Annotated in this window: 15 protein-coding genes, 2 pseudogenes and 1 other annotated feature; of the genes and pseudogenes, 2 read left to right on the forward strand and 15 right to left on the reverse strand. The window is 43.9% G+C overall.

What is annotated here, in order from left to right:
- Nucleotides 1-67: 67 nt before the first annotated feature.
- The 9 genes from BM126_RS11790 to zapA all read right to left on the reverse strand — a co-directional run bounded on the left by BM126_RS11790 (nucleotide 68) and on the right by zapA (nucleotide 11,603).
- Nucleotides 68-1,045, reverse strand: coding sequence for an electron transfer flavoprotein subunit alpha/FixB family protein (locus BM126_RS11790; RefSeq protein WP_090989696.1), 978 nt, complete (start codon nucleotides 1,043-1,045; stop codon nucleotides 68-70).
- A gap of 63 nt (nucleotides 1,046-1,108) precedes the next feature.
- Entirely contained in the window at nucleotides 1,109-1,882 is a 774-nt protein-coding gene (locus tag BM126_RS11795; RefSeq protein ID WP_071350770.1) for an electron transfer flavoprotein subunit beta/FixA family protein, read from the reverse strand.
- A gap of 120 nt (nucleotides 1,883-2,002) precedes the next feature.
- The gene (locus BM126_RS11800; RefSeq protein WP_090989697.1) at nucleotides 2,003-2,776 is read right to left on the reverse strand and encodes an enoyl-CoA hydratase; all 774 of its coding nucleotides are present in this window, start codon (nucleotides 2,774-2,776) and stop codon (nucleotides 2,003-2,005) included.
- A 118-nt stretch (nucleotides 2,777-2,894) separates the two neighbouring features.
- Entirely contained in the window at nucleotides 2,895-3,488 is a 594-nt protein-coding gene (locus BM126_RS11805) for a TetR/AcrR family transcriptional regulator (RefSeq protein WP_071350772.1), read from the reverse strand.
- A 177-nt stretch (nucleotides 3,489-3,665) separates the two neighbouring features.
- Nucleotides 3,666-5,363 carry an AMP-binding protein gene (locus BM126_RS11810; RefSeq protein ID WP_090989698.1) on the reverse strand — a complete coding sequence of 566 codons (1,698 nt, stop codon included), beginning with the start codon at nucleotides 5,361-5,363 and terminating at the stop codon, nucleotides 3,666-3,668.
- A 1,013-nt stretch (nucleotides 5,364-6,376) separates the two neighbouring features.
- Nucleotides 6,377-8,737, reverse strand: coding sequence for an endonuclease MutS2 (locus BM126_RS11820; protein ID WP_090989700.1), 2,361 nt, complete (start codon nucleotides 8,735-8,737; stop codon nucleotides 6,377-6,379).
- A gap of 45 nt (nucleotides 8,738-8,782) precedes the next feature.
- Complete coding sequence (polX, locus tag BM126_RS11825; protein ID WP_090989701.1) at nucleotides 8,783-10,501, reverse strand: DNA polymerase/3'-5' exonuclease PolX; 1,719 nt, start codon at nucleotides 10,499-10,501, stop codon at nucleotides 8,783-8,785.
- A 294-nt stretch (nucleotides 10,502-10,795) separates the two neighbouring features.
- Nucleotides 10,796-11,338 (reverse strand): CvpA family protein, encoded by a 543-nt coding sequence (locus tag BM126_RS11830; protein WP_071350777.1) that lies wholly within the window; start codon nucleotides 11,336-11,338, stop codon nucleotides 10,796-10,798.
- Nucleotides 11,339-11,342: 4 nt separating this feature from the next.
- Nucleotides 11,343-11,603 carry a cell division protein ZapA gene (gene zapA / locus BM126_RS11835; RefSeq protein ID WP_090989702.1) on the reverse strand — a complete coding sequence of 87 codons (261 nt, stop codon included), beginning with the start codon at nucleotides 11,601-11,603 and terminating at the stop codon, nucleotides 11,343-11,345.
- A 146-nt stretch (nucleotides 11,604-11,749) separates the two neighbouring features.
- On the opposite strand from zapA, the gene rnhC reads away from it, so the two are divergent.
- The gene (rnhC, locus tag BM126_RS11840) at nucleotides 11,750-12,700 is read left to right on the forward strand and encodes a ribonuclease HIII (RefSeq protein WP_090989703.1); all 951 of its coding nucleotides are present in this window, start codon (nucleotides 11,750-11,752) and stop codon (nucleotides 12,698-12,700) included.
- Nucleotides 12,701-13,148: 448 nt separating this feature from the next.
- Here rnhC and pheT read toward each other — a convergent pair whose 3' ends face one another.
- The 5 genes and pseudogenes from pheT to BM126_RS23320 all read right to left on the reverse strand — a co-directional run.
- Nucleotides 13,149-15,563: a phenylalanine--tRNA ligase subunit beta gene (gene pheT / locus BM126_RS11845; RefSeq protein WP_090989704.1), complete on the reverse strand. Its 2,415-nt coding sequence runs from the start codon at nucleotides 15,561-15,563 to the stop codon at nucleotides 13,149-13,151.
- Nucleotides 15,564-15,616: 53 nt separating this feature from the next.
- Entirely contained in the window at nucleotides 15,617-16,657 is a 1,041-nt protein-coding gene (gene pheS / locus BM126_RS11850; protein WP_090989705.1) for a phenylalanine--tRNA ligase subunit alpha, read from the reverse strand.
- 101 nt (nucleotides 16,658-16,758) lie between these two features.
- Nucleotides 16,759-16,992 (reverse strand) — a binding site (T-box leader).
- A 58-nt stretch (nucleotides 16,993-17,050) separates the two neighbouring features.
- Nucleotides 17,051-17,500 carry a TrmH family RNA methyltransferase gene (locus BM126_RS23310; RefSeq protein WP_371261441.1) on the reverse strand — a complete coding sequence of 150 codons (450 nt, stop codon included), beginning with the start codon at nucleotides 17,498-17,500 and terminating at the stop codon, nucleotides 17,051-17,053.
- Nucleotides 17,490-17,534, reverse strand: a pseudogene (locus BM126_RS23315) (hypothetical protein); the annotation flags it as partial. The pseudogene BM126_RS23315 and the gene BM126_RS23310, both read right to left, overlap by 11 nt.
- A gap of 44 nt (nucleotides 17,535-17,578) precedes the next feature.
- A pseudogene (locus BM126_RS23320) lies at nucleotides 17,579-17,809 on the reverse strand (RNA methyltransferase substrate-binding domain-containing protein); the annotation flags it as partial.
- Between the two features lie 120 nt (nucleotides 17,810-17,929).
- Here BM126_RS23320 and sspI point away from each other — a divergent pair.
- Nucleotides 17,930-18,142 (forward strand): small acid-soluble spore protein SspI, encoded by a 213-nt coding sequence (sspI, locus tag BM126_RS11860; protein WP_090989707.1) that lies wholly within the window; start codon nucleotides 17,930-17,932, stop codon nucleotides 18,140-18,142.
- Nucleotides 18,143-18,234: 92 nt separating this feature from the next.
- Here sspI and BM126_RS11865 read toward each other — a convergent pair whose 3' ends face one another.
- Nucleotides 18,235-19,053 carry a general stress protein gene (locus BM126_RS11865; protein WP_090989708.1) on the reverse strand — a complete coding sequence of 273 codons (819 nt, stop codon included), beginning with the start codon at nucleotides 19,051-19,053 and terminating at the stop codon, nucleotides 18,235-18,237.
- Between the last annotated feature and the right edge of the window lie 367 nt (nucleotides 19,054-19,420).

A 19,420-nucleotide genomic window follows, 5' to 3' on the forward strand; every position in this document is an offset into this window, starting at 1 on the left:
CCGCCCTAAAAAAACTGCAGGCATTTGCTTTTTGCAAATGCCTTAAAACAGTCTGTTTATCTATATATTATGCATTCACTTTAAGCTTCTTGAATTCTTCAGTCAGCAATGGAACCACTTCGAAAAGATCGCCCACTATTCCATAATCTGCTACTTTAAAGATGTTTGCTTCAGGATCCTTATTGATTGCCACGATTACTTTAGAGTTGGACATACCAGCTAAATGCTGGATGGCGCCGGATATTCCGCATGCGATATAAAGATCTGGAGTAACAACCTTTCCAGTCTGGCCGATTTGAAGAGAGTAATCGCAATAATCTGCATCACATGCACCACGGGATGCTCCAACAGCACCGCCAAGCACATCTGCAAGCTCTTTAAGCGGCTCGAATCCGTCTTCGCTTTTTACACCGCGGCCTCCTGCAATAATTACTTTCGCTTCAGAAAGATCTACACCTTCACTGGCCTTTCTGACAACATCTTTAATGATGGTGCGCAGATCCTTGATCTCTGCCTGAAGGGCTGTAACCTCTCCTGAACGGGACTCATCTTTTTCTAGAGGGCTGATATTGTTCGGACGGATTGTTGCGAAAACAAGACCATCTGTAACGATTTTCTTTTCAAATGCTTTGCCTGAATAAATCGGGCGTGTGAATACCAGGTTTCCTCCTGTTTCTTCCATTGATGTAACATCAGAAATCAGGCCGGAGCTAAGCTTTGAAGCAATCCTTGGGGCCAGGTCTTTTCCCAGTGCCGTGTGCCCGAAGAAAATACCTTCCGGGTTTTCAGCATCTATGACTGCAAGCAGTGCCTGAGAGTAGCCGTCAGATGTATATTGCGCAAGCTTTGCATCTTCTACTGTGACAACACGGTCAGCTCCATATTGAACCAATTCAGTTCCAAATGACTGTATTCCTTCTCCAATCAACACTCCTACCACTTCACCGCCGCCAGCAGCAAGCTTTGCTGCACCGATTGCTTCAAATGATACATTTCTTAAAGAACCATCACGTACTTCTCCCAACACGAGAACCTTTCTAGCCATTAATAAAACCTCCTGTGCATGATTATCGTTTTTTTATAGGGTAGCGCCATTAATCTATTTAGGTCAGATAACTTTAGCTTCACTGCGGAGAAGCTTTACAAGCTCGGCAGCCTGTTCAGCTATTTCTCCTTCAAGGACTCTGCCGGCTTCTTTTTTAGGAGGAAGGAAGATTTCAATTGTTTTCGTTTTTGCTTCCACATCGTCCTCTTCAAGATCCAGATCATCCAGTTCCAATTCATCCAATGGCTTTTTCTTGGCTTTCATGATGCCCGGAAGAGAAGGATAGCGGGGCTCATTTAATCCCTGCTGTGCCGTAACCAAAAGAGGAAGCTTTGTTTCAATCACTTCGGAATCGCCTTCCACGTCTCTTGTTACAGTGACTGTTTCTCCGCTGATTTCAAGCTTAGTGATCGTTGTGATATAAGGAATATCCAGAATCTCAGCCACACGCGGACCTACCTGGCCTGTTGCCCCATCGATTGCAACATTTCCTGCAAGAATCAAGTCTGCATCTTTGTCTTTCAGGAATTCAGCAAGAATTTTAGATGTTGTAAATTGATCGCCATTTTCTACGTCATCTTCTATGTTAATCAGTACAGCTTTATCGGCACCCATTGCCAAAGCTGTGCGAAGCTGCTTTTCTGCCTCTTCTCCGCCCACTGTTACAACAGTCACTTCGCCGCCCTGTGCGTCACGGACCTGAATCGCTTCTTCTACCGCATACTCATCATAAGGATTGATAATGAATTCTGCTCCATCTTCATTGATTTTGCCGCCTGAAAGAGTAATTTTTTCTTCTGTATCAAAGGTTCTTTTTAATAATACATAAATATTCACGTTGGTCCCTCCTAAATTTTTCTGTCAGTTTGGAAAATTGGGATATTTTTTATAAGAATGGCTCCGCTTCCTTGCTTGTTCTCACAAGCTTAGTTCTGCAGCTGGCCATAATTCCAATGTTTATCTGCCTTTAAAAACGGCTTCTCTTTTTTCAATAAATGCGCTGATTCCTTCTTTGGCATCCTCTGAAACGAAAACCTCTCCGAATGCTGCCGCTTCCTTTTCAACTCCCTTATGGAAGCTTTCAGGCTTTGAATAGTTCAGAAGCTCAATTGTTTTCTTAAGTGCAAGCGGGCTTTTCTTCGCAATTTTTTGAGCAAGCTCTTTTGCCTTCGGAAGCAGTTCCTCATCCTGGAACGCATGGTTAGCCAGGCCTAGCTGCACAGCTTCGCTGCCCGTAATCGGTTCACTTGTAAATAGCATCTCTGCCGCCCTTGCAGTCCCTACATATCGCGGAAGCCTTTGCGTTCCGGCAAATCCCGGAATGAGTCCAAGCTGCAGCTCAGGAAGTCCAAGCTTCGCATTTTCCGTCACCAGCCGGATATGGCAGGACATCGCCAGTTCAAGCCCGCCTCCCAAAGCCGCGCCGTGAATGGCTGCAATGACAGGCTTTGAAAACTGCTCAATTCTTTCAAAAAACTCTTGGCCTTTTGAGGATAGCGCGGAAAATTCCTCACCGCTAGGAATGGAAGTGAATTCTTTGATATCTGCACCTGCAGAAAAGAATTTCCCTTCTCCGTGAATCAAAATGGCCCTGACTTCACTATTTTGTTCCAATTCATCGAATAATTCGGACATCTCAGTCAATACAGAAGAAGAAAGGGCATTGGCCGGCGGCTTCTGTATGGTGATATATGCAACAAAATTTTCAATCTGGTGTTTGATAAATTCCATTTTCTATTCCTCCCTAAAAGAACTAGTAAGCGCTTTCTGAAACTTTCCTTATATGCAGACAGCGTACACTGTCTGCATATAAGGTTCAAACAATTGCTATGTAATGACAACTTTGAGGCTATGACTGCACTTTGCAGCCGCAGCCCCCGATCAATAGGGAGTGCACAGAATCGGCAAGCTCAGTCAGGGAATAATGCTGCTCATTCATGACCCAGGTTGTCGCTGTTTCATCAATCGTGCCGAAAATCATCTGCCTGGCAAGCTTCACACTCAGATCCGGAAGGAACTCTCCATTTTCTTTTCCCTCCCGGATAATCCTATCAATCACTGTCAAATATCCTCTTAAAACATCATTGATCCGCAAACGCAATTCTTTATTGGACTGTCTAAGCTCCAGCTGGGTTACAGTTGCTAAATGAACATCATCTGAAAGGATTTGAAAGTGTTTTTTTATTAAGACAAGCAGCTTTTCGGCAGAGCTTTTCTTACCTCTTATCTCTTCTTCTATCTGTTCAACAAAGTATCCCATTTTTTCCTGAAATAAAGAAACGAGAATATCTTCCTTGTTCTTAAAATAAAGATAAATGGTGCCATCCGCCACACCTGCCTGCTTGGCAATTTTTGAAACCTGTGCCTGATGATAGCCGTTTTCTGCAATGATTACTACGGCAGCATCAATAATTTGTTTGTATTTTGGTTTGTTGCGTTTCACTTGGCGTCCCCTTTCAGAGAGAAAATGAATGAATCATCATTCATATTTCCATCATAGAATGATGCTTCCAAACTGTCAAGAAAAAACATCTTAATAGTTTCATTTTATGGCCGGCATGGGGGTTTGTCCAGTTTTAATGCAAGAAAACGGGAAACTCCCGCATCACGGCTAGCATACTCAGGCATCTTTTTTTTCTTGAGCGATTTTTCTATTTTCTTCGTCTACAAGCTCCCTGCGAAGTATCTTCCCTACAGCTGTTTTTGGCAGTTCTTTCCGGAATTCATAAATTCTCGGAATCTTGTAAGCCGCCAGATGCTTCCTTGTGAAGGCATTCAGTTCTTCCTCCGTTACCGATGCCCCTTCTTTTAAAACAATGTATGCTTTCACTGTTTCTCCTCTATAGGGATGAGGGACTCCTGCCACTACAGCTTCCTGTATGCTTTCATGCTCATACAGCACCTCTTCAACTTCCCGCGGATAAATATTAAATCCTCCAGCAATAATCATGTCCTTTTTACGGTCTGCCACATAAAAGAATCCCTGGTCGTCCATATAACCGAGATCTCCAGTCAAAAGCCAGCCATTCTTAAAAACTGCTTCTGTATCTTCCGGACGGTTCCAATACCCTTTCATTACCTGCGGCCCTTTTACGGCTATTTCCCCTATTTCCATGTTTTCAGCAGGCTCGCCTGTTTCAAGGGATAAAATCACGGCTTCAGTATCAGGCCATGGAACTCCTATGCTGCCTTTGACTCTTGGCTGATCCCACAAAAAGTTAGCATGTGTAACAGGAGATGTTTCGGACAATCCGTAGCCTTCCACCAATTTCCCCCCGGTTACCTTCTCGAATTTCTCCTGGACTTCAACTGGCAGCGGAGCAGATCCGCTAATGCAGGAATCTATGGATGAAAGATCATACTTTTGAATGGATGGATGATTCAGAAGGCCGATGTAAATGGTCGGTGCTCCGGGAAACATTGTCGGGCGTTCCTTTTGAATCGTTTTCAGCGCCATTTCTGTATTGAATTTCGGGAGGAGGATCATTCTATATCCTTCCATTATGGATAAAATCATCACAGTCGTCATTCCATACACATGGAAAAACGGCAGTATTCCAAGAACACTTTCTTCTCCGCGCCGGCATTTATACAGCCACGCTGAACACATTTTAGCATTGGCCAGCAGATTCCGGTGGGTCAGCATAACACCCTTTGGAAAACCGGTCGTCCCGCCTGTATACTGGATAAGCGCAAGATCTTCATCAATATCAATCGCAGCAGGCCTTTCACTTGGCACTTCCATCTTCATGATTTCTTTAAACAGATGGTGGCTTCCGGCATGTTCAACCTTAACTACAATTCCATGCTCTTTTTTCTGGATAAAAGGATACGCGATATTTTTCGGGAAAGGCAAATAGTCCTTGATAGCGGTTACAATAATATGTTTCAAATCTGTCCTGCCTGCTATGGATGCGGCCCGGGGAAATAAAAGATCCAGTGTAACGATGATTGTTGCTCCAGAATCCTTCATCTGATATTCCAGTTCTCTCTCCATATACTGAGGATTCGTCTGGACAACCGTGCCTCCCGCGAGCAGGATGCCAAAATAGCTGATGACAGCCTGCGGGGTATTTGGCAGCATGATCGCTACTCTATCCCCTTTTTGAAGTCCAATCTTCTTCAAATAAGATGCAAATTTCTGCGCTGACTGATGCACTTCTTTAAACGTCAGTTTTTTTCCCATAAATGAAATGGAGATCTTATCAGGAAATTCTTCCGCAGATTCATTTAATAAAGAATACAGCGGTTTTTCTTCGTACTCCAAAGTTTCAGGTATATGTTTCGGGTAGACCTTTGTCCATGGCTTATTGCTCATTTAAACCCTCCCCTTAATGACTGGGCTTATTTTCTAATGGCTAGCTAGGCGGCAACCTCTTTCTATACGTGTTCCTGAATCATGCTAGCTATCTGCCATTCCCCTTGCCGCATTATAAAACAGCCGGCAAACTAGATTAAAAATTCTAACTTTTCCATTATATTATAATATACTCCGCAAAGAGTGACAATGAAATAAAAAGCGGAAGCACTTGTTGAAAGTATAGAGGGCGGGAACGCTTTACCCTTGTCATAAAAATTGATTTTGCTCGAATCCCTGCCGATTTGGCTCTAATGAACACTGATTTCACTCGAATCAGGGACTATTTCGCTCGAATGGAGCTCGATTCGGTACTATTATCCATTTAACTGGAAATTAGACAGCTGATTTTGAGGTCCATTATGAAAAAGGCATCTCTCTAATTATGTGTTTTACCAAAAGAGCGTATCAAATGGTTAAAATGGACCTGTTTTTCTTACACTTTTAAGTTCTAGGATAGTCCTTTCCGGAAAAAACCAGTGTATTAGGATGCTTGCTTGCCCGAGGTATTGTGAAGAAATCATTTCGCTTGAATCAAAGCCGATTTGGCTCTAATTAATGCTTAATCAGAATTATTATCCATTTAACTGGAAATCAAAAACCTGACACATTCTGAAAAAGTAGAATATGGAGCTTGATTGAGATCCCAACACCACCTCAAAAGAGTCTCTATTGTTTCTCTTTAAAGTTGGATTTCGCACTACATAGTAAAAACGACGCCAGAAAACAGGAAAAAAAGCCGTCTCAATTCCAGTAATAAGGAATAAGTCCGGCTTTTTCTTCTTTTTCAGTATGCAGTTTCGAGAATCTATTTAGCAAAGTAAACCATATAAATGATACCGAGTGCCAGGAACACTGCACAGCATCCGATCAGCACCTTTGCGAGTTTTTCCACCCGGCTTCTCCCCTTTATCCATCTCTGCTTTTTTTTACCGTATTTTGCTTCAGGCAGATCCGCACAGCTTTTTGCAGAACTATTTAAATTCTACGACCGTGACGCCTGTTCCGCCCTCGCCTGCTTCTCCAAACCTTGCTCTTTTGACAGATCGATGATTTTTCAAGTATTCCTGAACTCCCTGCCTTAAAGCGCCCGTTCCTTTCCCATGAATAATGGAAACGCGCGGATAGCCTGCAAGCAGTGCATCATCAATATATTTTTCAACCCTTGAAAGGGCGCTCTCATATCTTTCGCCGCGCAAATCAAGTTCAAGGCTGACATGATAATCTTTTCCCCTGACTGTTGCCAGCGGTTTTTTCTCTTTTTCTTTTGTGGCCTTAATGAATTGAAGATCAGATTCTTTTACCTTCATTTTCATGATACCGATCTGGACCTGCCATTCATCGCCTGATGTTTTATCGATAAGATGGCCTTTTTGGTTAAAGCTGATTACTTTTACTTCATCACCTGGATGAAGCTCCCTCTTATCGCTTGCGGCGGCTGTTTTTGCTTTTGCTGTTTTCTTCACGGCAGGTGCCGCTTCATCCAGACGCTTTCTGGCTTCAATCAATTCATGTTCTTTAACATCCGCCTGTTTTTCAAGACGCATTTTTCTCAAATCGGAAATGATCGCTTCTGAATCTCTTTTTGCTTTTTCCACAAGCTCAGCTGCTTCGGCTGCAGCCTTTTGCATCATCTCATCTTTTTGTTCATAGTATTCCATGATTTCTTTTTGAAGATCTTTATGCAATTTTTCAGCCTGCTTTAAATAATCCGCTGCTTCAGCTTCTTCAGTCTCGGCCTGCCTTCTGCTGTCCTCGAGGGAAGCAATCATATTTTCCACCTGATTAGTGTCTTCCCCGACATGGCTTCTGGCATGGCTGATAATGGATTCTTCAAGACCGAGGCGCTTAGAAATTTCAAAGGCATTGCTTCGTCCAGGTACGCCTATCAGCAATTTATATGTCGGACGAAGTGATTCCACATCGAATTCGACGCTTGCATTAATAACACCGTCACGGTCAAATCCATAAGCTTTCAGTTCCGGATAATGCGTAGTTGCAATCACTCTTGCGCCACGCTTGTACACTTCATCCAGAATGGAAATTGCAAGTGCTGCGCCCTCCTGGGGATCTGTACCAGCTCCAAGTTCATCGAATAGCACCAGGCTTTCGTGATCAACGTGCTTCAGTATTTCCACGATATTGACCATATGGGATGAAAATGTGCTCAAGCTCTGTTCAATCGATTGCTCATCCCCGATGTCTGCATAAACTGAACGGAAAACAGCCGTTTCAGAGCCGTCAGCAGCCGGAATATGAAGGCCGGATTGTGCCATAAGCGTACAAAGCCCCAAAGTTTTCAGTGTGACTGTTTTACCTCCTGTATTGGGTCCGGTGATAACAATGGTGGTAAAATCCTCGCCCAGATAAATATCATTGGCCACTACAACGTCTTCATCAATCAGGGGATGCTTGGCTCTGATCAGCTTAACACGTCCTTCATCATTCAGCTTCGGCTTTGAACCCTTTATAGCCTTGCCGAACCTTGCTTTTGCAATAATGAAATCAAGCTCAGCAAGTATCCTCACATTCACAAGCAAGTCATGTGTATGTTCACCGACGGCAAGAGATAATTCAACAAGAATCCGCTCAATTTCCTGCTGCTCCTTGACCCTGGTTTCCTGGATCACATTGTTTAACTGAACAATAACTTGCGGTTCAATGAAAAGTGTCTGTCCTGATGAAGACTGGTCATGGATGATCCCTCCATATACGCTTCGGTACTCTTGCTTGACAGGAATAACAAACCGGTCGTTTCTGATTGTGACGATGGCGTCTGAAAGCATTTTTGAAGCATTAGATGACCGGATCATGCTTTCTAGTTTATCGCGTACCCTGCTTTCGTTTGTGCGCAGCTGATTGCGGAGGGTGCGAAGCTTGTCGCTTGCCGAGTCGATGACTTCTCCGTGCTCTCCTATGGCAAAATTGATTTCCTGCTGCAGATTGCCTAGCGGCATTATATTTTTTATATATTCTCCCAGATGGGGAAGTTCGTGTTCATCTTCCTCCAGCTCCTCGAAAAAGCGTGTCAGAATGCGGCCGGCACGAATCGTTGATGATATTTCCATCAGTTCCATCGGACTCAGCATGCCTCCAATTTGTGCGCGCTTTGCGTGTGGCCGGATATCAAAGATTCCGCCGAGGGGCACATTTCCTTTCAGACGGATTACATTGGCCGCTTCATCCGTTTCCTCCTGCCACTTCAATACCTCTGTAAAATCAGCAGAAGGCGTGAGCTGTTCAGCCTTTTCCTTGCCGATTGAGGATGAAGCAAAAGTCAGGAGTTGGCCTTTTATTTTATCAAATTCCAGCGTTTTTAAAGCTTTAGCATGCATGAAGCAAGTATCCTCCTCTTGGGAATCGGTTAGTAGATCTCCGCTTTAATCGTTCCTTTTTAAAAATGACAGCAAGCCGTCTGTATCCATTGCATTCAAGACGGTTGTCTTTTTAATCCAGCCTTTTATTGCAGAAGAAACGCCAATCGGCATATCCTCCAGCATATCAATGCTGTGGGCATCCGTATTGATGACAATCGTTACCCCCGCTTCCTGCGCTTTTCTTACGTTAGGTGCAGCAAGGTCAAGACGATTTGGGTTGGCATTAAGCTCGAGTGCCGTATTTGTTTTAGCTGCAAGCTCAATCAGCATGTCCATATCTACGTCATAGCCATCGCGTTTCCCTATCAGTCTGCCCGTAGGATGTGCAATAATATCGACATGCGGATTTTCAAGCGCATTTTTCAGGCGATCCATAATTTTATCCTGGCTCTGTGAAAAGCTTGAGTGTATGGACGCGATCACCAGGTCCATCTCAGCAAGCAGTTCATCATCATAATCCAGTGAACCGTCTGGAAGGATATCCATTTCAATTCCAGACAATATTGTTATGTCATCATATTTTTCATTCAACTCATGAATGATTTTCTTTTGTTCTCTGAGACGCTCTGCAGTAAGCCCGTTTGCTACCTTCAGATATTGAGAATGATCCGTGATTGCCATATATTTATAGCCTTTGGCCCTGCACGCCTCAATCATTTCCTCGATTGTATAGGCTCCATCGCTCCATGTTGTGTGCATATGAAGATCCCCGGAGATGTCTGAGGAGCTAATTAATGGCTCATCCGCATTATAGTGTTCCACTTCTGTTCCGTCTTCACGAAGTTCAGGAGGAATGAACGGCAGGCCGAAATGCTGATAGAATTCTTCTTCAGATTGAAAAGACAGCACTTCCCCTGTCTCATCGATTTCCACGCCATACTCGCTTATCTTTTCGCCGCGTTCCTTTGCCAGCTGCCTCATTCGTACATTATGGTCCTTTGAACCTGTAAAATGGTGCAGAGTAGTAATGAATTCATTGTCTTTTACGATTCTGAAATCCACCGATACATCATATTCATAATCCAATACAACAGAAACCTTGGTTTCCCCCGCTGCAATTACCTGCTTAATCCCAGAAAGGGCGAGCAGCTGCTCTTTTATTTCATCAGGTTTATCCGAGCTGATGATAAAATCAAGATCCTTAATGGTTTCCCTCATTCTCCTCAAGCTCCCCGCTCTCGAAAAACGGATGATATGATCCATATTTTCTAGAGCAGCTTCAATATCCCCTGCAATTGGCATCATAAATGCCAGCGGAAGCCTGTCTGGCCTTTTTCCGGCATCTTCAATCGCGGCAAGGATCTTCTCCTCGGTCTTTTTTCCAAAGCCGGCCAGATCACGCACTCTTCCTTCTTCACAGACCCGCTTCAGATCATGTACATCATTAACCTGAAGTTCTTTATGAAGCTTAGCGATTTTCTTTCCTCCGAGTCCCTGCAGCTGCAGAAGCGGAATTAATCCTTTTGGCACTTCCTCCTGAAGCTCTATCAGCACTGAGGATTTTCCTTCTTTAATAAACTCTTCGATAACAGCTGCCGTGCCTTTTCCAATTCCGTTCAGCTTAGTGAAGTCTTCTATATCTGACAAGCTTCTGTCATCCGTCTCGAGGGCTCCGGCCGCTTTTCTGAAGGCAGAAACCTTGAATGGATTTTCTCCTTTTAGCTCCATATATGTTGCAATTCGTTCGAGTAATTTTATGCAGTCTTTTTTATTGATTGTCATCTGAATTCACCTGCCAGATTTAGTATTAATATATATATTGATATCCTAAGCCGCACGTAATAATCTCCGTTCAGCCTAAGGCTCTTTTTGCCTTTATAGTTATGATGGTTCCCATTCTTAAAGATACATGGCTTCACACTAAAGTACAACTATTCTGAAATGGCCAGACAGCAAAACTGCAGCGAAGGATTAGCCTATAGGGGATTTACAGACAGAAAAGGCCTGTTGTCCCGGGCTTCCAGCTCGCCTTATAAAGGATTGCTTAGGAGGCTGCGGGGCCACAGGACCTTACGCTTATACTTTTACATATTGAAACCACAAATCCTTCACTGTCTTTGAGAGGATTGGTGTGTCTTTTACTATAGCCTTTGCCATAAAGGAGTCATTCAGCGGTCCCTGAATGGTATCCACTGGCAGAAGCGCGGCTATGTATAATAGGATAAACATGATAAAATATACTTCAGCTAAACCAAAGATTCCCCCGCCCCAGCTATTCAGCTGCCTTAAGATCGGCAAATGGGAAATGAAGTCGAGCATCGACCCCAAAAGCTGCCATAAAATCTTGACAGCGAAGAAGATGATTGCAAAAGCGATGGCATTATAATAGGCTCCATCAAGTCCGGCGCCATCAAAAAACATTTTCAGACTAGATGTATTTCCTAGAGACGGATAAGGAATCCATAGCTTCAGCTTCGGTGCCAGCTCGTCATAATATGCATATGCAGCGATGAAGGCAACAATAAACCCTGTAAGATGGATCAGCTGTAAAATCAGGCCTCTCCTTAATCCGATAAAAAATCCGATTACAAGAATGGCTATAATGGCCAAGTCTACCATGCACTCAGTCCTTTTCTTTCTGTAATTCCAGTTTAAGCTGGTCTATTTGATCTTTCAATTTCAGATAATCATGTATCGCATTCACCGCTGTAAGCACGGCAAGCTTGCTTGTATCCAGTGATGGATTCTTCATGCTTATTTCTCTCATGCTATCGTCAACCATGGATGCGACCAGGCGGATATGACCAGTGCTCTCCGCACCCATGATGGTATATTGCTGTCCGTATATATCAACCGTTGTTCTGTTTTTTCTATCGTCCGGCACAATAATGCCCCCATTCTAAAGAATCCTACCTCATACTATAACATGAAGTTTTTCGTCGTGAAAGAGAGAGGACAGCCAATTCAGCTGTTATAACGATTTTTTTGTAAATTTACGGAAAAGAATTTAAAAAAAGGAGTCAATTTAACATGGCAAATGTCGTTTTATTAGTAAATCCTTCTGTGATGAACGAAATGGAAAAACACTATTCCGCATCAATCATTGAAAAGAAACCCCCAGGCAGCATCTTTTCTGCCAAGCCTGCGCAGTGCACCATTACAGCCTACAAGTCTGGAAAAGTATTATTCCAGGGTTCAAATGCCGAGTTTGAATCAGGAAAATGGAGTGCTGACACCCCATCACCTGCAGGCAAGCAAGCTACGTCCACTTCCAATCCTGCCAAGCACAAGTATTCCCCGCCGCCTGGCATTGGGCAAATGTCGATAGTCGGATCTGATGAAGTCGGGACTGGCGATTATTTTGGCCCCATTACTGTTGTAGCTGTTTATGCAAAAAAAGAGCAGCTTGGGCTTTTGAAAGAAATGGGTGTACAGGACTCTAAAAACCTGAAAGATAAGCAGATCATGGAAATTGCATCACAAATCAGGCACGTTGTTCCATTTTCGCTTGTCACATGCGAGAATCCCAAATACAATGCCATGCAGGCACAAGGCATGTCGCAGGGTAAAATAAAAGCCCTTTTGCATAACGCAGCCATCAAGCATGTGTTACATAAAATTCCGGAAAAGCCCGAAGGAATTCTAATCGACCAGTTTGCCCAGCCTGGTGTATTTTTCAATTACTTAAAAGGACAGCAGCTTTTTGAATCGGATTCCATCTATTTAAGTACAAAAGCAGAAGGCATCCATCTCAGTGTGGCTGCTGCCTCTATCCTGGCGCGCTTTGCCTTTATCAGGCATATTGAAAAGCTCAGCGAAAAAGCAGGCTTCACAATCCCAAAAGGTGCAGGCCCGGCAGTTGATGAAGCTGGAGCAAGGCTAATCCGCGAAAAAGGCATAAATGCACTCAATGAATTCACCAAAACCCACTTCGCCAACACAGAAAAAGCCAAACGCCTATATCAGAAAAAATATAAATAAAAAATGCGTAAAGTGGAACAAAGACTAATAACGCCGCGTCCTGCGGCAACGTCTTTGTGACCCCCATCCTGGGGGCCCTCGACTTGCATAAGACGCTCAAGAATAGAAGGCGCTCTTTGCCTTCAATTCTTGAGTGGCTTATGACTCGAGAGGCTAGGCGCTGAAGCTGGATTAAATGAAAAAGCGAAAGCGCCTTGGTCACCCCCCGAAGCAAATAGGGTTTTGGACATGGAAGGCGCTCTTTGCCTTCAATTCTGATGTGACTTATGACCTCGAGAGGCTAGGCGCTGAAGCTGGATTAAATAAAAAAAGCGCAAACGCCTTGTGAGCGGATCAAAGACTAAGAACGCCGCGTCCTGCGGCAGCATATTACTAATCCTATCCTTGGGCCTAAGCAGAAGAAAGCAGTCTGGCATTTAGCCAGACTGCTTTTTCATTGAAGTTTTTGTTATCCTCTTAATTCTGCTCCGAATTGCTCTTTAACTGCTGAAAGCACTTTTTCATGCGCTTTTGTTACATCTTCGTCAGTCAGTGTGCGTTCAGGATCAAAATATTTCAGAGAATATGCAAGCGATTTTTTCCCTGGCTCCATACGCTCTCCTTCATATAAGTCAAACACATTTACTTCTTTCAGCAATTTTCCGCCTGCCTTGGCAATGGCTTGCTGAATATCCCCTGCTGCTGTTTCGCTGTCACAAACAAGAGCGATGTCGCGTGTAATGGAAGGGAAACGCGGAATCATGCTGTATGAAACAGGAGTTCCTGAAGCTTCTGCCAGAGCTTTGAAGGAAAGTTCAAATACATAGGTTTCTTTCAAATCCAGCTCTTTTTGAAGTGTCGGATGGACCTGGCCCACAAAGCCGATGACTTCTTCATTTAACAGCACTTGAGCAGTCCTGCCCGGATGCATGTCGGCAATTTCAGCTTGCTTGAAGGAAATTTGCCCTTCTAATCCAAGTGCAGCAAACGCTGTTTCCAGAATTCCTTTTGCAACGTAGAAATCAGCTGGCTTCTTTTCGCCCTGCCATGGATTTGATTCCCAAAGCCCTGTAATAGCACCGGCTAAATGTTCTCTTTCCTCTGGAAGGTCTTCCCCCTCTTTCTTCAGGAAGACAGAGCCAATTTCATATAAAGCCAATGAGTCGTTTTGTCTGGCACTATTATATTTTAATACTTCAAGAAGCTGCGGAACGATGCTTAAGCGAAGCTGGCTGCGCTCCTCGCTCATCGGCATGGCGAGCCTGATGGACTCTCTTTTAGAAAGGGCAAACTGTGCTGATTTTTCTTCACTGGTCAAGGAATACGTTACAGCCTGGTATAGGCCTGCACCTTCAAGGACACGTCGCATCATGCGGCGTTTAAGCTGATAATCTGTCAAACCCCCAGGAGCAGAAGCTGAAACCGGCAAGGTAGTCGGAAGATAATCATAGCCATAAAGACGGGCAACTTCCTCTATTAAATCTGCTTCAATTGTGATATCACCGCGCCGGGTCGGGACAGTCACGGTAAAGGTGCCATTGTCTTCAGACACTTCGAATTGAAGTCTTTCAAAAATGGATACTACCTCTGACACCTGAAGCTCAGTTCCAAGCAAGCTGTTGATTTTTTGCAGGGTAATGCTCACAACAGCCGGTTCAGCTGTTAATGTATCATGCTCTACTGAGCCTGCAAGAACTGTTCCGTTAGCATATTGGGCCATTAATCCGGCCGCTCTTTCAGCAGCCTGGCGCACTCTTTCAGGATCGACCCCTTTTTCAAAACGTGCACTAGCTTCACTGCGCAATGAATGGTCCTTGGACGTTTTCCTTACAACTGCACCTGAAAAATAAGCAGATTCAAGAATAACAGTAACCGTATCATTTTTAACCTCTGAATTAGCTCCGCCCATCACACCTGCAATGGCAACCGGTTCTTTTCCGTTGGTAATAACAAGGTGATCAGGTGTCAGCGTTCTTTCAGCATCATCCAATGTCACGATTTTTTCTCCATCATGTGCGCGCCTTACGACAATTTCCTTTGATCCAAGACGGTCATAATCAAATGCGTGCAAAGGCTGGCCGTATTCAAGCAAAATGTAATTCGTGATATCTACCACATTGTTGTGGGGACGGATTCCGCTGGCCATCAAACGGCCTTGAAGCCATAAAGGCGACGGCCCTACTTTTACATTTTTAATGATTTTTGCCACATATAAAGGGTTATCTTCAGGTGCTTCTACTTGAACAGTAAGCAAGCCGTCTGCTTTTTCATCGGTTTCTTCAGCAGAAACTTCCGGCCATTTTACTTCACGGCCAAGAATGGCAGCCACTTCATAGGCGACTCCAATCATACTTAAGCAATCAGACCTGTTCGGTGTAAGTCCAAGTTCTAGTACCGCATCATCCAGTCCAAGGTATTCCAAAGCATTTTCGCCGACCTTTACATCATTCGGGAATACATAGATGCCTGTAGCATAATCCTTGCTGATTAACTTGGATTCAATGCCCAGCTCCTGAAGCGAGCAAATCATGCCATTTGATTCTTCTCCGCGAAGCTTGGCCTTTTTTATTTTGAAATTCCCAGGCAAAACCGCTCCGACAGTAGCAACTGCCACCTTTTGCCCTTTATCCACATTCGGGGCGCCGCAGATAATCTGAATCGGATTTTCTCCGCCAACATCCACCTGGCATTTATTTAATTTATCTGCATTGGGATGCTGTTCTTTTTCAAGGACATGGCCAATGACAACACCTGAAATGCCTTCACTCTTCTTCTCTACACCTTCAACTTCAATGCCGCTTTTTGTGATTTTTTCAGCAAGCTCATCAGGAGTGATTCCGGATAAATCCACATAATCCTGCAGCCATTTATATGATACAAACATGATTTTCCTCCTCAGAAATGTTTTAGCTCAAATATTGGTATCCATAGCAGCGCTTAGGATTCGAATTGTTCAAATTGCTTTAGGAAACGGATATCATTTGTATAGAAGTGGCGGATATCATCAATACCATATTTCAGCATGGCGATTCGCTCTGGTCCCATACCGAATGCAAAACCAGAGTATTTTTCAGGATCGAAGCCGGCCATCTCCAGCACATTCGGATGCACGATACCTGCTCCAAGGATTTCAATCCAGCCTGTTCCCTTGCAGACACTGCAGCCTTTTCCGCCGCAGATTTTGCAGGAAATGTCCATTTCCACTGATGGCTCAGTGAACGGGAAGAAGCTAGGGCGCAGACGGATTTCCCGGTCCTGGCCAAACATTTTCTTGGCAAAAACCTCAAGTGTTCCCTTAAGGTCGCTCATGCGGATATTTTCATCAATCACAAGGCCTTCAATCTGCATGAACTGGTGAGAGTGTGTGGCATCGTCATTATCCCTGCGGTATACCTTTCCTGGACAGATGATTTTAACCGGGCCTTTTCCTTTGTGCTTCTCCATCGTTCTTGCCTGTACAGGAGAGGTATGGGTACGCATTAAAATTTCTTCTGTAATATAGAAGGAATCCTGCATATCGCGGGCCGGATGGCCTTTAGGCAAATTAAGCGCCTCGAAGTTGTAATAATCTGTTTCTACTTCAGGTCCTTCCGCAACGGTATAGCCCATTCCGATGAAAAGATCTTCTATTTCTTCAATGACTTTTGTAAGCGGGTGATGGCTTCCTTTTTTGACAGGGCGTCCTGGCAATGTGACATCAATTTTTTCAGCTGCCAGCTTTTCGTTCACAGCAGCCGTTTCAAGTGCCTGCTGCTTTTCCTCGATCTTCTGTGCAATGGCTTCACGCACTACATTGGCAAGTGCGCCAACTTTCGGCCGTTCTTCCGCCGAAAGCTTGCCCATTCCGCGCAATACCTCTGTAATAGGGCCTTTTTTACCTAAATAAGCCACTCGGATATCATTCAATTCCTTTAATTCAGAAGCATTCAAAACCTTTTGAAGTGCTTCCTCCTGAAGTTCCTGGAGACGTTCTTGCATGGTTTTTCCTCCTTTTATTTCTTTAATATGGGTATGTAGCACTTGCTTGCAATTTTTATGAAGGATGACAAACTTTTGGAATGCAAAAAAACCCCATCCCTGAAAGGGACGAGGTTTATGTATTCGCGGTACCACCCTTATTAGCGCCAATGCTAACGGCGCTCACTTGACAAAGATAACGGCTTTTCACCGATGCATCATTCAACCCCTGGATTATCCCGATGCCGACTCGAGAGCTGAAATTTCACACTGGCAGTCCCATAAAATGCTTTCAGTCAAGGCATTTATCCCTAAAATGGCTTTCCGGTGCTACTTGTCTCCGTCATAGTCTTTCATTTTTCAATTTGTTATATATTATATTATAATTCCGCTTTGTATTCAAATCGAATTATATTATTGCTTTCGGAGGGCATACATTAAAATCGCTGATGCTACGCCAACATTCAGGGATTCGCTTTTTCCGTAAATAGGAATATATAAATTTTGCGTGGTTTTTTTCAGCAGATCCTTATTTACACCCTGCCCTTCGTTGCCGACCAGAATGGCAAAAGAATCCGATTTATCTGCCGTTTCATATGAAACAGCCCCTTCTAATGCGGTGCCGTAAACCGGGATGCCGCGCTCCTGAAGCCCGGCTATCGCTTCAGAAAGGTCTCCCTTCATGATTGGCATATGAAATAAACTCCCCTGTGTCGACCGAATCACTTTAGGATGATAAAGATCTGCGCAGCCTTCGCCCAGTATGACCATATCCATTCCCGCAGCATCTGCTGTCCGGATCATTGTTCCAATGTTGCCCGGATCCTGCACGGCATCAATCAGGAGGATTTTTTCAGGATTTATTTCCTCGAGATTCCATGGTTTCTGCTCGCAAACGGCAATGATTCCCTGCGGAGTTTCCATATCAGAAATGGCCTTCATTACGTCTTCGCTTACATATGTAACCTCAGTGCCTTCCAATTTAAAGGAAACAGGAAGCTCTTTTTCCTTCGAAAGAATGACTTCCGTTACAACGTCAGTTTCTTTTAATGCCTCTTCCACTAAGTGAAAACCTTCAATTATATATTTTCCCGTCTTATCCCGCTCTTTTTTGCCTAAAAGCTTTTTCCATTGCTTTACCTTCGGATTTTTTGCTGATTCTATAAAATTCAAGGCAAATTGCCTCCTTTATTTCAATGATTGTCCTATTATAACGCAATTAGTATACATAATGCATGCACCATTGTGAAAAACTAAGTCTGTGAGTAACCATGATTTAAGGGAGGATTGACAATGAATTTAAACCTTCGAAATGCGATTATCCACAACGTAAGCGGCAACTCGCAGGATCAGCTGCAGGATACAATCGTCGATGCCATCCAAAATGGTGAAGAAAAGATGCTTCCTGGTCTTGGCGTACTCTTCGAAGTCATTTGGCAAAATGCCTCGAATGAGGAAAAAAGCGAAATGCTTCAAACGCTGGAAAGCGGATTAAAAAAGCAATAGCCGGACAACCCGGCTATTGCTTTTTTATTTTTTCCTGCAATGGCAGCAGATTCAGTTCGCCTTCTTAATGCCTCCTGCCGTTATTTTAAACCTCATAAGTGATCGGTATTAATCCTATTTTTAAAAAGGTCATCATGAACAATTGGATTATCATCAGAATCCAGCTGGACATCTTCTTCTGGATCCAGGTTCTCCTTATAATGAGCTTCCTCTGACTTTTTCTTTTCAATTTCCAATTCTTTATCACGTATACTTTTTGTTTTTGAACGGCTGCCGCTGTCATCATCGCCATCCTTGCCAATCGCAGTGAAAGCATTTGTATTGAGGCGGCCGCTTCCTTCCACAAGATTCTGCTCTGTTCCGGTTGTGCTATGCATTTCAGGGGAACCCGGCTCTTTGCGGGAACCAGAATGTGCATTGTCCAGTTCTGCCGTAGCTGCAGGGTTCGGGAAAATATTTGGATCAGGATTTTCGGTAACTCCTGTTTCAATAGAACCTTCTGGACTCACTCCATCTTCTCTTGAAGCATGGACCGAGTTTACAAGAAGGTCATCTTGATTCTCCTCCTTATCCACCAGCACGAGCAGTTTGCCTTCATCAACATCACTCACATACGCTGAAATTTCACGGTCAGACAAATCCGTGTTTTCCAATTGGTCTTTGAGGTCAAATGTGCCTTCGTTTGTAAGGAATCTCATGACTTTATCCACAAATGTATCATCATAGGCATCTTCATCTGTTGTAATGGTTTTTACATCCGTTTTTTCGGTTGAGCCGAAAAAATCCAGCCTTTCTTCCTTATCCGCTACAATTGTAATATCCCCGCTGTCATAGCCCTTTGCCTTTAAAATATTAATTGCTCCCTGCACCTCAGAACTGCTGTCAAAAATCCCGAAAACACTCTTAACCATAATAACTCCTCCTCTGCATCCATTTTTCCGTATAGTATTAACTATCTATACCCGCACTATAAACCTGTAAACAAAAAAAAGCGCAAGCGGCTTGGTCATAGGATCAAAGACTAAAAACGCCGCGTCCTGCGGCAACGTCTTTGTGACCCCCATCCTGGGGGCCTTCGACCAGCATAAGACGCATCCGAATAGAAGGCGCTCTTTGCCTTCAATTCGGATGTGGCTTATGACCTCGAGAGGCTAGGCGCTGGAGCTGGATTACAAAAAAAGCGCAAGCGCCTTGGTCATAGGATCAAAAACTAAGAACGCCGCGTCCTGCGGCAACGTCTTTGTGACCCCCATCCTGGGGGCCTTCGACCAGCATAAG

It is taken from the genome of Bacillus sp. OV322 (genome assembly GCF_900112495.1).
Lineage (GTDB): Bacteria > Bacillota > Bacilli > Bacillales > DSM-1321 > Peribacillus.